Origin of the sequence: Arthrobacter mobilis, assembly GCF_012395835.1 — a bacterium.
In the GTDB taxonomy this organism is placed as follows: domain Bacteria; phylum Actinomycetota; class Actinomycetes; order Actinomycetales; family Micrococcaceae; genus Crystallibacter; species Crystallibacter mobilis.
The window spans coordinates 78,827-93,395 of sequence record NZ_JAAZSQ010000013.1 but is presented as its reverse complement, the minus strand read 5'-3'; the positions used below and the strand labels follow the sequence as shown (position 1 = coordinate 93,395).

Below are 14,569 nucleotides of genomic sequence, written 5' to 3'. Positions count from 1 at the left end.
ATCCAGTTGGGAGACGCACTCATCATGACGACCCCCACGTTACGCAACTTCGTCGGAGGAACATTCCTCGATGCGGCCGCAGCGACGTTCGAGAAGATCAGCCCCGTGGACGGCAGCCTGGTCGCGCACGTTGCCGAAGCCGACCGCGGCACCATCGATACGGCCGTGAAGGCAGGCCGTGCAGCGCTGGAGGGCCGCTGGGGCCGCTTCACCGCACACGAGCGGGCCGCCCTGCTCCGCCGCATTGCCGGCCGTATCGAGGAACGCTTCGACGACCTGCTCGCCGCCGAAATTGCCGACACCGGCAAGCCCCGGGACCTGGCCCGGGATCTGGACGTTGCCCGTGCCGCTGCCAACTTCCGTGCCTTCGCCGACATCATCGCCGCCGAGGGCCTTGACTCGTACCTCACTGAAATGCCCGATGGCCGCCGTGCCCTCAACTACGCGTTGCGCAAGCCGCTTGGCGTCGTCGCCGTGATCGTGCCGTGGAACCTGCCCCTGCTGCTGCTGACTTGGAAGGTCGCACCGGCCATTGCCTGCGGCAATGTCGTGATTGTGAAGCCGTCGGAAGAAACCCCTTCCTCGGCAACGGTGCTGGCCGAAATTATGGCCGAGGCGGGCGTGCCCGACGGCGTTTTCAATCTCGTGCACGGCTTCGGCCCGAATTCGGCCGGCGAGTTCCTGACCACGCACGAAGGCATCGACGGGATTACCTTCACGGGGGAATCGTCGACCGGCTCGACCATCATGCGCGCGGCTGCACCGAACGTGCGCCCCGTGTCGTTCGAGCTTGGCGGCAAGAACGCCGCACTCGTCTTCGCCGACACCGACGTCGACCGCGCGGTCAACGGGCTCACCCGCTCGATCTTCACAAATACCGGCCAGGTCTGCCTGTGCACCGAGCGCGTCTACATTGAGCGGCCCATCTTTGAGGAGGTTGCCGCCGGACTGGCTGAGCGCGCCAAAGCCCTGGTCCTTGGCAACCCCTGGGATGCCGCGACCACCACCGGCCCTCTCATTTCGCTAAACCACCGGAAGAAGGTGTTCTCCTACCTGGAGCGCGCACGGGAGCAGGGCGGCACCGCCATTGCCGGCGGCGGCATCCCGGACCTCGGTGACGACCTTGCGGGCGGTGCCTGGATCGAGCCCACGCTCTGGACCGGCCTTAGCCACGATGCTCCGGTGATGCGCGAAGAGATTTTCGGGCCCGTCGCCGGTCTCATCCCCTTTGACACCGAGGAAGAGGCCGTCCGCCTGGCCAACGATACGCGGTACGGCCTCGCCGCGTCGGTTTGGACAGGTGACCTGGAACGCGGCCACCGGGTTGCGGGCCGGATGAACGTCGGCATCTCGTGGGTCAATACCTGGTTTATGCGCGACCTGCGCTCCCCATTCGGCGGATCCGGACTGTCCGGCATCGGCCGCGAGGGCGGGGTTCACTCCCTGCATTTCTACACTGAGCCCACGAATGTGTGCGTAAACCTAAGCGAGGTTGAACCTGCATGACAGCCGCCAACACCATCCAGCCCGCCGGCCCCGACATCGCGGGTGCCGCGCGCGAGCTTGACCGGGCCGAGCGCGAAGCCACGGCGATCCCACAGTTCGGTGACACTCTCTCCCTCGAGCAGGCCTATGCGGTGCAGGCTGAGCTGCTCACGCTGCGCCTGGCCCGCGGCGAACGCCTCACCGGTGCCAAGCTCGGCTTCACGAGCAAGGCCAAGATGGCGCAGATGGGAGTCTCGGAGGTTATCGTCGGATTCCTCACCGATCGCATGCACGTGGCGCACGGCAGCAGCCTGCTGCTTGAGGGATTCGTGCATCCGCGCATCGAACCCGAGATCGCCTTCCGTTTTAACCGCACGGTTGAACCGGGGGCATCGGCCGAGGAAATCATCAGCAGCGTGGATGCGGTCGCACCCGCACTAGAAATCATTGATTCACGCTACCGCGACTTCTCGTTCAGCCTCGCCGACGTCGTCGCCGACAACACTTCCGCAAGCCGCTATCTGGTCGGTGAGTGGACCGATTTTACAACCGACCTGGCCGACCGTGCCGTCACGATGCTCATCGACGGGGCGGTTGCCGAGACCGGTACCACCTCGGCAATCCTCGGGGACCCCCTGCATGCCCTGGAAGCGTTCACCCGCATGAATGCGCGGTACGGATCGGGACTGCCGGCCGGTGCCGTGCTGCTGGCAGGCGCGGCAACGGCTGCGGTCGGGCTGCAGCCTGGGAGCACCGTCTCCGCCGTCGTCGCCGGGATCGGCACCGTCGAACTCGAGACCAAGGGGATGCCGGCATGACGGGGGCGAAGCTCATCGAGCATCTGGCAAAGCCCCGCGGACGTTTTCCGCATGTGAAGGTCGCCGGAGACTTCATCTACGTATCCGGGACCAGCAGCCGGCGCCCGGACAACACCTTCGCCGGTGCCGAGGCCGACGAGTTCGGCGTCACCACGCTGGACATCCGGGCCCAGACAAGGGCCGTGATCGAGAATGTCGAGCAGATCCTGAACTCCGTTGATGCAGGACTACAGGACCTCGTGCAGATCACCGCGTACTTGGTCAACATGAATGACTTTGGCGGCTACAACGAGGTCTACGCCGAGTATTTCGATGAACACGGCCCCACCCGTACCACGGTGGCGGTGCACCAGCTGCCGCATCCGCACCTGCTCATCGAGATCCAGGCCGTGGCCCACAAGCCACAGCATTAACCATCTGACCCACCCAAGAAATCCGATCGGCAAGGAGCAAGGAAATGACCCAGAAGAGCAGCAAGACAAACGTCCTGCCCGTGTTCAACTTCCAGCAGTGGCTGGCCGAGAACGAGGCCTCGCTGAAACCGCCCGTCAACAACAAGGCCATGTGGACCCAGACCAGTGACTTCATCGTGCAGGTCGTCGGCGGCCCGAACCAGCGCACGGACTTCCACGTGGATCCCTATGAGGAATGGTTCTACCAGGTCAAGGGCAACATGCACGTCAACATCATCACCGACGAGGGGCTGCAGCGGATCGATATCCGCGAGGGTGAGATGTGGCTGCTGCCAGGCAACACCCCGCACTCGCCCCAGCGTCCGGAGCCGGGCTCGATCGGCATTGTTATCGAGCGGATCCGCGAGGAAGGCACCCTCGAGAAGTTCCAGTGGTACTGCCTTGAGTGCTCAACCCTCATTCACGAGGTCGAACTGCAGGTCCGGGACATCGTCGCCGATCTGCCGCCGGTGTTCGAGCAGTTCTACAACAGCGACGACGCGGCCCGCACCTGCAGCAATTGCGGAGCCGTCCACCCCGGCCGGGGCTGAGACCAGGCCTTCACCGCACTACGAGGGAAAGAGCACCGTGACCATGACTCCACCGACGATCGACATCCATACCCACTATGTGCCGAAGGGGTGGCCGGACCTCGAGCAGGCGACCGGCGGCAGCGGCCCCTGGCCCTGGTTGCGTGCCGGTTCGGAGGGCGAAGCGATGCTCATGCTGGGTTCCCAGGAGTACCGCCCGCTGCAGGCAAACGCGTGGGCAGCCGGAGAGCGGCTGGCCCAGATGGACGCGGACGGCGTCGATCTGCAGGTCGTCTCCCCGACCCCGCTGTTCTTCTCCTATGCCCGTGAACCCCGCGAGGCGTTGAAGGTCAGCCGGATTTTCAATGACCTCGCCCTTCAGGTGTGCGAGCCCGCACGTGACCGCCTTATCCCGTTCTGCCAAGTACCGCTGCAGGATACCGACGCCGCCTGCGAGGAACTCGACCGGTGCCTTGACAACGGGCACGTCGGGGTCGAGATCGGCAACCACGTGGGCGATCTCGACCTCGACGACGAAGGCATCATCGCGTTCCTGCAGCACTGCGCCGAACGGGACGTCGCCGTCTTCGTGCACCCGTGGGACATGCCCAGTTCGCCGCGGCTGGACCGCTGGATGGCCCGGTGGCTCGTGGGCATGCCCGCCGAGACGCACCTGTCCATCCTGTCGCTCATACTCGGGCGCGGCTTTGACCGGCTGCCCGAGTCGCTGCGCATCTGCTTCGCGCACGGCGGCGGGTCGTTCGCCTACTGGGTGGGACGGATGGACAACGCCTGGCACCGCCGCGGCGACCTGATTGCCAAGTCCGACTTCCCGCCCTCGCATTACCTGGACCGGTTCAGTGTGGACTCCGTGGTATTCAGCGACCAGGCCCTCCGGCTCCTCACCGACACGCTGGGCGCCGAACACATCATGCTCGGCAGCGACTTCCCGTACCCGCTGGGCGAGCAGCCTGCCGGGAACCTGATCCGCCGTGCAGGCTTCCTGACCGGCCAACAACGCGAGGCAATGCTCGGCCGCAACGCCCTGAGGTTCCTGGGTCCGCGGCTGGGCAAGCCGGCACAGCACCGCGCAGGCATCCTGAACGACGCTGCCCTGCGCTAATCCCTATCCGGTCCATCCCTCCTGGAAGAAGAGGATTACGGAGCACTGAAAACACGCCAGGCACGCCGCCGGCCCAGGCCAACCTCAGCGCCGCCGTTGAGGACACGCGCTCGGTTCCTGTCCCTGAATCCGACCGCCGCCCGGGTTAGGGCCTGCTGATAAGCACTGCCGTCGGCACGGCTATCGTGGTAGCCGCCACCGGCGGTGCGATCATCTGCATGCCCGGGATGCTGGGACTCTGCCTGGGTGACCTCGCTACCGCCTGCGGCTCCTTCCAGGCCAGGACATCACGTGCGCCTGCGGATTTACACAGACCGGTGTCAATCTCCACCACAGGGAACCGAGCGAGGTCCGCCAGCTCAACCGGCGGCCTTCGCATGGCGTTCGGCGCCCTGAGCACCCATAAGGGCACTTCCGGAACGGAGCAACGGTCACATATGCGGGGTAGGAATGAGCGGCAGCGACGTGAAGGATACGTCAAACCAGTTCCCTCGTTCTCGCCTGTTGGACAGGAGCCGTCATGAGGCTGGCCCATGGAACGGCTGCCGTCACTTTCGCTGTATTCGTAACTGTCCTGACAAACATGCCGGTGTTCCTCGCCGGGGCACTTGCTACAGAGATTGCTGCGAAGATTCATGCGCCTATATATGGGATCGGCACTGCAATCGGTGTCTACTGGACGGCAGCCGCCCTGGCATCAGCGTGTACCAGCCCAATCAATCGCATTCTCACCGAGAAGCAGATGGGGGTGGCGGCCCTCGTGCTGGCTGTTTGCAGCCTGGCAGGAAGCGCTTGCTGGATTCCCTCATGGCCCTGGCTCATTTTCTGGGCAGGCGCAGGCGGAATCGGAAACGGACTGGGGCACCCGTCGTCCAACCATCAGCTTTCGATCAACGTTCCAAGTCCGTGGCATGGTCTGGCATTCGGCTTGAAACAAGCTGCGGTACCTCTTGCCGGACTGGCAGCGGGAGCATCGATTCCGTTAGTGGCGTTGCCCCTTGGATGGAGGTTCGCGTTCGCGCTGATGGCTCTCCTGGGTGTTCTCGTGTTGATTCCCGCAACGCTGGTCCGTGCGGTCTCGTCCATGGCCGCGACACATCGGCCGATAAGACGGATGGATCCGCACTGCCGCCGCCTGCTCGTGCTGATGGCGGTCATGACGATGTTCGCGGCCGGTTCCGCTAGCTCCGCCGTCGCATTCTCGGTGACCGGCGCGCTGGAACGCGGGATCGGGACAGGACTTGCCGGCATGCTTCTGGCACTCGGCAGTGCATCGGGTGCCGCAACGCGGGTCATGGCTGGGTGGGTTGTGGACAAGGGGGGCCTCCTGCCACTGCCGATCATCCGGATGGCAATCATCGCTTGCGCAGGCGGACTGATTCTCATGGCGATGCCGTCCGACTGGAGTTACCTTGCGGGTATCCTGCTCGCCAGCGGTATCGGTTGGGGGTGGCCCGGTCTCGTGCATCTCTTCGTGTCACAGGTAGCACCACACGCCACAGCCGGGGCAACCGGGATTGTGCAAACCGGATCGTACATTGGCAGCGCCGTCGGTCCTGTGCTGGCGGGGCTGATTTTCAGTTTCGGGAATCCCACGACAGCCTGGGTCATGCTCGCAACTGGTGCAGCCATTGCAGCCGCCATATCTATCCCGCTCGGTCGCCGGGCCAAAAGGCTGGGCATGACAGTATGACCACCGGGCAACACATGCAATCCGGACAAGTGACACCTGCCGACCAAGCTGTGTTACTGAAGCCCGGTTTGAGCCAGAAGTGTGAGTCGTCGAGGCTGATGGGGAGCGGCAGTTCCGTACGGACCTGCCGCTCCTGTCCCGTGCCATCGGACCTGACAGTAGAAGGCGTTTACTGACAGCTTCCTGGCACAGATGCCGGCACAGGTGTGCCAGCGAAGCTGTCAGTAATTTCGTGCGGTGGCAGCGTTAAGCCGGCCGGATACTCCTGCGCTGTTCTGCCTTGTGGAGCCGGAACATACGGGCGGAATGCGCGCCCCGGCGCAGGCTGCCAAGAACCTGTCACACCAACCAGGGCCACTGACAACTTCATGGCACAGTGACATCCCGCGTGACACGGGACAGCTCCCGGTGGTTATTGTGCTCTATCGATACAACTCCGGCTCTTTAATGTCCGATAACCGTGAGTATGACAACCAGTTGCGTGGAGGACTGAATTAACGCGATGCTCCATCGGCACGAGGCTGAACGAACGTGCTGCGACAGGGCTTGGGTTCACGGAGCAGCTGGCATTCAGCCGCATGCATAAGTTTTCGGATCTTCGTGGGGCAGTGGGGGACTGTCCTTTGGGACACCGCGATGAGTGGAAAAGGGCGGTGGTTCCAGAAGCGTTGCATCCTGCAGTCTTGGATACGGGCAAGCGGGTAACGCAGGCCAGCGTTAGGTGCAACGGGCGGTGCTTCACCGGCCGCTTGGGATCCACCGGCTGCGGCTTGGGCGCTGCAGCCGGGAGGACGAATGCCCTAGCCGGACCTTCGAATCTAGTGAAGGAATTGGAAGCACAAGCATTCGGCGATGTGGAATCTGCCTGGACGTCGTTGATGGGGTGCGCTTCGTTCTCCGCCATTACGACAGTGCTGCGATGATGACGCCGAGCTATTCGAGGGAGGGGATTCAGGTGATGTCTTCGCTGGTGGAGTGGTGGAACCAGCGCCTGGCCATCGTCTTCTTCGTCCATGCTGCCGTAGTGGAGGCGACGAAGGCTGGAGCCCTCAAACTTTGCATGTCCCGCTCAGTGAGACGACAATGCTCAGTGTGAATCCAACGGAAGCCAAGCCGACCGCAGGCATGATTGAGCGGGTTTCAATGATCCTCGATGTGTTCAGTCCCGAAGAACCGGTACTGACGGGAGGGGAAATCGCGCGCAGGGCCGGACTTTCCCGGGCGACCACTGCCCGGATCCTCTCGGAACTCGCCAAGCACGATTTCATCGACCGGGTTCAATCCGGATACCAGATTGGCATCCGCTGTTTTGAATTGGGGCAGATGGCGCAGCAGCCCAAGGATCTTCGCCGCCTGGCCCTGGCAACCATGTTCGACCTCCGGCGGGCCACGGGCCTGACTGTTCAGTTGGGCGTTCTCGAAGGTAACGACGTCGTCTATATCGAGATTTTGCGCGGCCAGTATCGGGACTTAACGATCCCGTCTCGGGTTGGCGGACGCGTGCCGAGCTATGCGACCGCTGGTGGCAAGGCCCTGCTTGCGCACTCTCCTGACCGACTGGTCGAGGATCTTCTGAATGGTCAGTTGGAGAAGATCGGGCCCAACACTGTTACCGACGCCCGGGAGCTTCGTGCCGAACTGGATCTGGCCCGGCGCGAGGGCATTGCCTACGAGCGGGAAGAATCCCATGCCGGCCTGGCCTGTGCGGCGAGTCCGATCCTGCGCGGTGATGGCACTGCTGTCGCCGCCATTTCCATCACTGCTCCGGTCGGGGTGGTCGAGATGAGGCTCGTTGGCCCCGCTGTCCACGCCGCGACACTGGGACTGAACCGCCAGGTAGCGGCAGCGCCGCATTGGGCCAAACTCTAGCCGTCTCAGTCACTGAGACGTTAATTTTGAGCGCGGCAGATCCCGCCCGATGCTTATGCCTAGCTTTCGTGATGTGAACCACGGGGGTGTGAGAGCTAAGCAACAAGGAGTGACCGGTGAAGGCCGCAATCATGAACCAAGCAGGTGCACCGCTTGCCGTCGTCGACCTCGATCTGCAGGCGCCTGGCCCGGGCGAGGTCCGGGTACGCGTTAACGCAGCGGGAATCTGCCACAGTGATTACCACTACATGGTCCAGGACCTGGCATGCCGGACACCTATCGTGCTGGGCCACGAGGGCGCGGGCATCGTCCAGGAAGTCGGAGCCGGGGTCACCCACGTCAGGCCGGGCGACAAGGTTATTCTGACCTGGCGGCCAAGTTGCGGCAGGTGCGAGTACTGCACCAGCGGCTCGCCCGCGCTCTGCCGCCTTGGGGCGGTGCACGCTACCCATAACGAACTGCTGCGAGGCGGAACACGGCTGTCACATGACGGACAGCCGGTGCACCACCTGATGGGGGTGTCCTGCTACGCGGAGGAATGTGTCGTATCCGGCGAGTCGGTGATCAAGATCCCCCAGGAGGTTCCCGTCGCTGTCGCCGCCATCATTGGTTGCGCAGTGATCACAGGGATGGGCGTCGTGCTGAACGGAATGGGCGGTCCGGCCGGGGAATCGGTCCTTATCGTTGGGGCCGGCGGGGTCGGGCTTTCGGCGGTCATCGGGGCCGCGGCAGTCGGGGCCTATCCGGTGATTGTTGCCGACATTGATGACGAAAAGCTGGCGAAGGCACGGGAGCTCGGGGCAACCCACACGATCAACACGCGCGAACACGACCTGGCCGCCAGCGTGCACGAGATTACAGGCGGGGGAGCCCACTGGGCGGTCGAGGCAATCGGCCGGCCTCAGACCATTCGGGAGGCAGTCGTGGCTCTCCGTCCCCGCGGCACGGCTTTCGTGGTGGGACTCTCCAACGCCGAAGCCGAGATCAACGTGCCCCTGAACCAGGTTGTCCAGCAGGAAAAATCGGTGCGGGGAAGCCTGTACGGCTCCTCCAACCTGTCAGTGCAGATCCCCCAGATCCTGGACATGTACTTGGCCGGGCGCTTGCCGCTCGATGCGCTTATCGGCGAGAAGTTCAGCCTGGCCCAGATCAACGAAGCATTCGATTCGCTGACGAATGGAAACATCGGCCGCTCGGTCGTCCTGATGGACAGCAATTAACCCTTACCTGCCCATGCCTTCAAGGTCGAAGGTCTTCACTTAGGAGAGAAACATGTCATCAACTGTCGCAGCGCCACAGATCGTGGTCTCCGACAAGGATCGGAAACGTGCCCTGTGGGGCAGCGCAGTCGGTAGCACGATCGAGTGGTACGACTACTTCCTTTACGGCACGATGTCCGGGCTGGTATTCGGTCCGCTGTTCTTCCCGTCCAACGATCCGACCGTCAGCCAGCTCCTGGCCTTGGCGTCCTTCGCCCTGGCCTTCTTGATCCGTCCGATCGGCGGCATTCTGTTCAGTCATGTCGGCGACCGGATCGGCCGAAAGAAAACACTGGTCGTCACGTTGACCCTGATGGGCGTCTCCACTGTTGCGATGGGTTTGATGCCTACCTATGCAGCTATCGGTGTCGCGGCTCCCATCATTCTGACTGTGCTCCGCCTGCTGCAGGGGCTTGCCCTAGGCGGTGAATGGGGAGGGGGCCTGCTTCTGGCTGTCGAGTACTCTCCTAAGAACCGGCGCGGATTCTTCGGTGCAGTCCCGCAGACCGGTGCAATGCTCGGGCTCGCACTGGGCAACATGATCACCTTGGCCGCTGACGGGGTCTTCTCTGACGAAGCGTTCCTGGCCTTCGGGTGGCGGATACCGTTCCTTCTGTCGGTTGTGCTGTTGGCCGTCGGCCTGTGGATCCGTCACAGGGTTGACGAGACGCCGTCGTTCCGGATGGTGAAATCGGCGGGCGCCACGAAGCAGGTCCCTCTCGTCGACACCTTGAAGCACCACTGGCGTGAAGTCCTCATCGCAACGGGCGCCAAGATCGTTGAGACCTCGACGTTCTTCATGTTCGCGACATTCACCGTCTCCTACGCCATGACCTTGGGCTACAAGCGTGAAACCGTACTCGGGGTGCTGCTGGTCTGCGCCGTGATCGGCGTCTACTCGATGGTCAAGTTTGGTGCGCTTTCGGACCGTATCGGCCGGAAAAAGGTTTTCCTCTGGGGCACCGTGGCCTTGATGGTGTTTATTCTGCCGTACCTTTGGATGCTCAATCAGAAGTCCCTGCCGTTCCTGGCTGTTGCGCTTTTCATCGGGTTTGCCATTATCTGGCCGACCTATGGATCGCTGATCGGCACCGTGATCGCAGAGAGCTTCTCCCCGGATATCCGCTACACGGGGGCTTCCCTGGGCTACCAGCTTGGAGCAGCTATCGCGGGTGGGCCGGCTCCGCTGATCGCTACCGCACTCCTTGCAGCCTTCGGCGGCAGCTATCTTCCGGTGGGCCTTTTCATCGTCCTTTGCGGCGCTATCTCATTGGTCGCCGTGTCATTCGCCAAGGAAAAGAGCAATCAGGAGATTGACTAGGGCCCAAGTGTCCGCCGACCGTCCTGGATACATACAAGAGAGCAAGACAAGATGACTACGGATCTTATTGAAACCCTGGGGTTGGACGAAGTCCTGAGCGCGGCCGAAACCGCCTTCGAGAGCTGGTCCGGGGTCCCCTCCGATGACCGCGCCCGCCACCTTGAGGCGATGGCTGCAGCCTTGGAGACGCATGCCGACGAGCTCATCGAGCTCGCCATGGCGGAGACGCACCTGCCCTTGGCGAGGCTGCGGGGAGAACTGACGCGGACGGTTTTTCAGCTGCGGTTCTTCGCGGAGGAGCTCAGGAGCGGACGCTTCGTTGAGGCCCGCATCGACCGCTCCGATCCGGAATGGCCGATGGGTGCACCACGCCCCGATCTTCGACGGATGCTGCTCCCGCTGGGGCCGGTGCTGGTCTTCGCCGCCAGTAATTTCCCCTTTGCCTTTTCCGTCGCCGGGGGCGACACAGCTTCGGCCCTGGCGGCAGGCTGCCCTGTCATCGTCAAGGCGCACCACGGACATCCGGAGCTCTCGGCGCGCACTGCCGCGATTCTCATCCGGGCCTTGGAAGAGTCGGGGGCGCCGGCGGGTGTGCTGGCTCTCATCCACGGAACAGAAGCCGGCGTTCAGGCCCTGAAAGATGCCAGGATCCAGGCGGGCGCCTTCACCGGGGGGATTCCCGGGGGACGGGCGCTGTTCGACATCGCCCAACAACGAGATGTTCCGATTCCGTTTTATGCGGAGATGGGCAGCAACAACCCGGTTTTTGTTACTCGGGGGGCGGCAGCAGAGCGTCCGGCTGCCATCGCTGATGGGTACCTGGCCGCGGTGACCGGCAGCGCCGGCCAATTGTGCACCAAGCCGGGAACGTTCTTTGTCCCGGCGGGAAGCCCTATCATCGAGTACCTGTGCACCGCGGAATTGCCGGGCGCCACAAGACTTCTGACTGAACGGATAGAAGCGGGATACATCCGGGAAGTTGCCGAGCTGGCAGGCCACGGGCAGGTCCGGATCCTGAACGGGAGCATTCCGAGCGAGGCCGGCGGCCCGACGCCGCTGATCCTGGGCACCGACATGGCAGCAGTCCTGGAGAATCCGGATTTGTTCCTGGCCGAGCGGTTTGGGCCGTTCTCCCTGGTGGTTGAGTACGAGGACATGAACCAGCTCCTGGCGGTTGCCCGGAGGATGGACGGCCAGCTCACCGCGACGGTACAGGCCACAGACCAGTGCGAAGTCCGCCATCTGCTCCGTGCTCTGGCCGGCAAAGCGGGACGGGTCCTGTGGAACGGCTGGCCCACGGGCGTCTCTGTGACGCATGCCCAGCAGCACGGCGGACCGTACCCGGCGAGCACCGCTGTCCAATCCACCTCGGTGGGGTCGGCGGCGATCCAGCGGTTCCTGCGCCCGGTGGCACTGCAGGGGTTCCCGGACCATGTCCTGCCCGCGGAGTTGCAGGACAGTAACCCGCTCCGGATTCCGCGCCACCTCGGATAATCGAAGGCAAATGAACCTGCGGGCCACATGGGCCGAGCCGGGCAGCGGCACAGGAAGAACAGATCTCGTAGAAGGATGACCTGATGCACGACAACCCCGTCAAGGAGGCTCTGCGCTCCGGCGGCACCACGACCGGAACCTGGTTGACGCTAGGCTCACCTGCGGTCGCCGAGGCCCTGGCCCATTGCGGGTTCGATTGGCTCGTAGTCGATCTTGAGCATGCCCCCAACGACCCTGCAAGCGCCGTCGAACAGTTGAGGGCCATCGACGCCGCCCGGGCTAACGGCGGGCGTGCCGAGGCAATCGTACGCCTCGCCGAAAACGATCCCGTCCTGGCCAAACGTGCCATGGACATTGGTGCGCGGACTCTCATCTTCCCCAATGTCAACAGCGCCGATGAAGCACGGGCGGCGGTCCGGGCGATGCGTTACCCGCAAAACGGCAATGGTGGTGTGCGTGGCGTGGCAGGACTGGTCCGTGCCGGCCGGTACGGTCTCGACCCGGTGTACGTGAAGAACGCCAACGAACAAGTCTGCGCCATCGTGCAGATCGAATCCCGATCCGGAGTGGACAACGCTGCAGGCATTTGCGCAACGGAAGGTGTCGACTGCGTTTTCCTGGGCCCGTCCGACCTTGCTGCTTCCCTGGGCCATCTTGGTGACACCTGGCACCCGGAGGTCGTCGAGGCCATGCAGTCGGTCGTAGTACAAGCGCGTCAGGCTGGAAAGGCGGTCGGAGTGTTCGCGGACGATGCAGACGATGCCAAGCAGTTCGTCGACTGGGGGGCCACTTTCATCGGGCTCCATTCCGACGTTCGCTGGCTGTGCCAAGGATCGAATCAAGAGATCGGACGGTTCGTATCCAGCCTAGAGACAGAACAGGCGGTGGAAGTCCCCTCCGGTTCATAAGGGCGGCGACGAAAGGAGAGGTTCCCCCCCATAGTAGACGTGGGCCACCTAGAACTGGCCAGGCGGCGCGCCCCGGGAAGGAGCGCGCCGCCATCGTTGCTTGACGGGATGCTTTGACATCGCCGTGTTCGTTGCTGCTGCCGCGGACGAGGACATGCATTCCGGGGATTGCAGAGGTGTGCATTTCCGGATGTCCCGGATGTCCTGGTTGGCCTCCTACGGGCTGGCCGCGTCCACCACTGGGCCTGCCGGGCCGGGTGTGGCCGGAGCGGGATTTCCTCCGGCCACACCCGGTGCGGAAGGCTCAGGCGAGCGTCGCGGTGTCGATGACGAAGCGGTAGCGGACCTGGGAGGCCAGGACCCGCTCGTAGGCGTCGTTGATCTGGTCGGCGCCGATGAGCTCTGTTTCCGGCGCGATGCCGTGCTCGGCGCAGAAGTCGAGCATTTCCTGGGTCTCGCGGATCCCGCCGATCATCGACCCGGCGAAGGACCGCCGGCCGGTAATCAGGGCGAAGGCGTTGACCGGCAGCGGCTCGGCCGGGGCACCCACGTTGACCATCGTGCCGTCCACCGACAGCAGCATCAGGTAGGCGCTGATGTCGAGGCCGGCGCTGACGGTGTTGACGATCAGGTCGAAGCTGCCCGCGAGCTGCTCGAACGTCGCCGGGTCGCTGGTGGCGTAGTAGTGGTCGGCACCCAGCCGCACGCCGTCGTCCTTCTTGGACAGGCTCTGGGAGAGCACGGTAACTTCGGCGCCCAGGGCGTGGGCGATCTGCACGGCCATGTGGCCGAGGCCGCCCAGGCCGACGACGGCTACCTTCCTGCCCGGGCCGGCGTTCCAGCGCTTGAGCGGGGAGTAGGTGGTGATGCCCGCGCACAGCAGCGGGGCGGCGGCGGCGAAGTCCAGGGACTCAGGTACGCGCAGGACGAAGTCCTCGTCGACGACCACGTGGGTGGAGTACCCGCCCTGGGTGATGGTGCCGTCGCGGTCGACGCCGCCGTAGGTCGGGACGTTGCCCTTGAGGCAGTACTGCTCCTCGCCGGTCAGGCAGTGGACGCACTCGCGGCAGGAATTGACCATGCAGCCCACACCGACGCGGTCCCCGACCTGGTGGCGGGTGACGGCGGAACCGGTTTCGGCGACGATCCCCACGATCTCGTGGCCGGGGGCCAGCGGGTACTGCTGCTCTCCCCACTCGCCGCGGACGGTGTGGATGTCGGAGTGGCAGATGCCGGCGTACTTGATCTCGATCAGGACATCGCGGGGGCCGACGTCGCGGCGTTCGATCTTTGCCGGGACGAGGGGCTCGGCCGCCGAGGGGGCAACGTAGGCGTTGACGATGGGCATGCGGTGTTCTCCTTCGAGAAGATTGGATCAGGGTCCGCGCACAGGCGGACCCTACTAGCTGACCATGGACCCGCGGCATGAGGGAGTCTCTGTCATGGGGTGTACTGACAGGGCACCCCATGGTGGAATGCGGGCACTCCCATTCTTGTTGGAGTGGGGAACCGAAGCGAAACCGTGAATTCCCCAGGTTGCGGCAACGGAACTTGAAATGACAGCCGAAGGCGGGAGCCTGTTTTCACAGGCTCCCGCCTTCGGCAGGTACGGATTTC

12 protein-coding genes are annotated in these 14,569 nt (G+C 63.8%); 11 read left to right on the top strand and 1 reads right to left on the bottom strand.

What is annotated here, in order from left to right; genetic code table 11:
• Positions 1–24 precede the first annotated feature (24 nt).
• From HGG74_RS13730 to HGG74_RS13680, 11 genes are all read left to right on the top strand, one after another.
• On the top strand, positions 25–1,506 hold the full coding sequence (locus HGG74_RS13730) for a 2-hydroxymuconic semialdehyde dehydrogenase (protein WP_168487199.1): 1,482 nt from the start codon (positions 25–27) through the stop codon (positions 1,504–1,506).
• A complete protein-coding gene (locus tag HGG74_RS13725; RefSeq protein ID WP_168487197.1) occupies positions 1,503–2,303 on the top strand; it encodes a 2-keto-4-pentenoate hydratase in 801 nt (266 codons plus the stop codon). Before HGG74_RS13730 ends, HGG74_RS13725 begins: the two co-directional genes overlap by 4 nt.
• Complete coding sequence (locus HGG74_RS13720) at positions 2,300–2,716, top strand: RidA family protein (RefSeq protein ID WP_168487196.1); 417 nt, start codon at positions 2,300–2,302, stop codon at positions 2,714–2,716. Before HGG74_RS13725 ends, HGG74_RS13720 begins: the two co-directional genes overlap by 4 nt.
• 44 nt (positions 2,717–2,760) lie before the next feature.
• Positions 2,761–3,306: a 3-hydroxyanthranilate 3,4-dioxygenase gene (locus HGG74_RS13715; protein WP_168487194.1), complete on the top strand. Its 546-nt coding sequence runs from the start codon at positions 2,761–2,763 to the stop codon at positions 3,304–3,306.
• 43 nt (positions 3,307–3,349) lie between these two features.
• Complete coding sequence (locus tag HGG74_RS13710; protein ID WP_168487233.1) at positions 3,350–4,408, top strand: amidohydrolase family protein; 1,059 nt, start codon at positions 3,350–3,352, stop codon at positions 4,406–4,408.
• 520 nt (positions 4,409–4,928) lie between these two features.
• A complete protein-coding gene (locus tag HGG74_RS13705) occupies positions 4,929–6,101 on the top strand; it encodes an MFS transporter (RefSeq protein ID WP_168487192.1) in 1,173 nt (390 codons plus the stop codon).
• Positions 6,102–7,184: 1,083 nt separating this feature from the next.
• Entirely contained in the window at positions 7,185–7,970 is a 786-nt protein-coding gene (locus tag HGG74_RS13700) for an IclR family transcriptional regulator (protein ID WP_205761908.1), read from the top strand.
• A gap of 116 nt (positions 7,971–8,086) precedes the next feature.
• Positions 8,087–9,190, top strand: a complete 1,104-nt coding sequence (locus tag HGG74_RS13695; RefSeq protein ID WP_312856845.1) for a zinc-binding dehydrogenase — start codon at positions 8,087–8,089, stop codon at positions 9,188–9,190.
• A 52-nt stretch (positions 9,191–9,242) separates the two neighbouring features.
• Positions 9,243–10,550, top strand: coding sequence for an MFS transporter (locus tag HGG74_RS13690; RefSeq protein WP_168487188.1), 1,308 nt, complete (start codon positions 9,243–9,245; stop codon positions 10,548–10,550).
• A 51-nt stretch (positions 10,551–10,601) separates the two neighbouring features.
• Complete coding sequence (locus tag HGG74_RS13685; protein ID WP_168487187.1) at positions 10,602–12,044, top strand: aldehyde dehydrogenase (NADP(+)); 1,443 nt, start codon at positions 10,602–10,604, stop codon at positions 12,042–12,044.
• Between the two features lie 83 nt (positions 12,045–12,127).
• Positions 12,128–12,952 (top strand): HpcH/HpaI aldolase family protein, encoded by an 825-nt coding sequence (locus HGG74_RS13680; RefSeq protein WP_168487185.1) that lies wholly within the window; start codon positions 12,128–12,130, stop codon positions 12,950–12,952.
• Between the two features lie 304 nt (positions 12,953–13,256).
• On the opposite strand, the gene HGG74_RS13675 is transcribed toward HGG74_RS13680, so the two are convergent.
• The gene (locus tag HGG74_RS13675) at positions 13,257–14,300 is read right to left on the bottom strand and encodes an NAD(P)-dependent alcohol dehydrogenase (RefSeq protein WP_168487183.1); all 1,044 of its coding nucleotides are present in this window, start codon (positions 14,298–14,300) and stop codon (positions 13,257–13,259) included.
• Between the last annotated feature and the right edge of the window lie 269 nt (positions 14,301–14,569).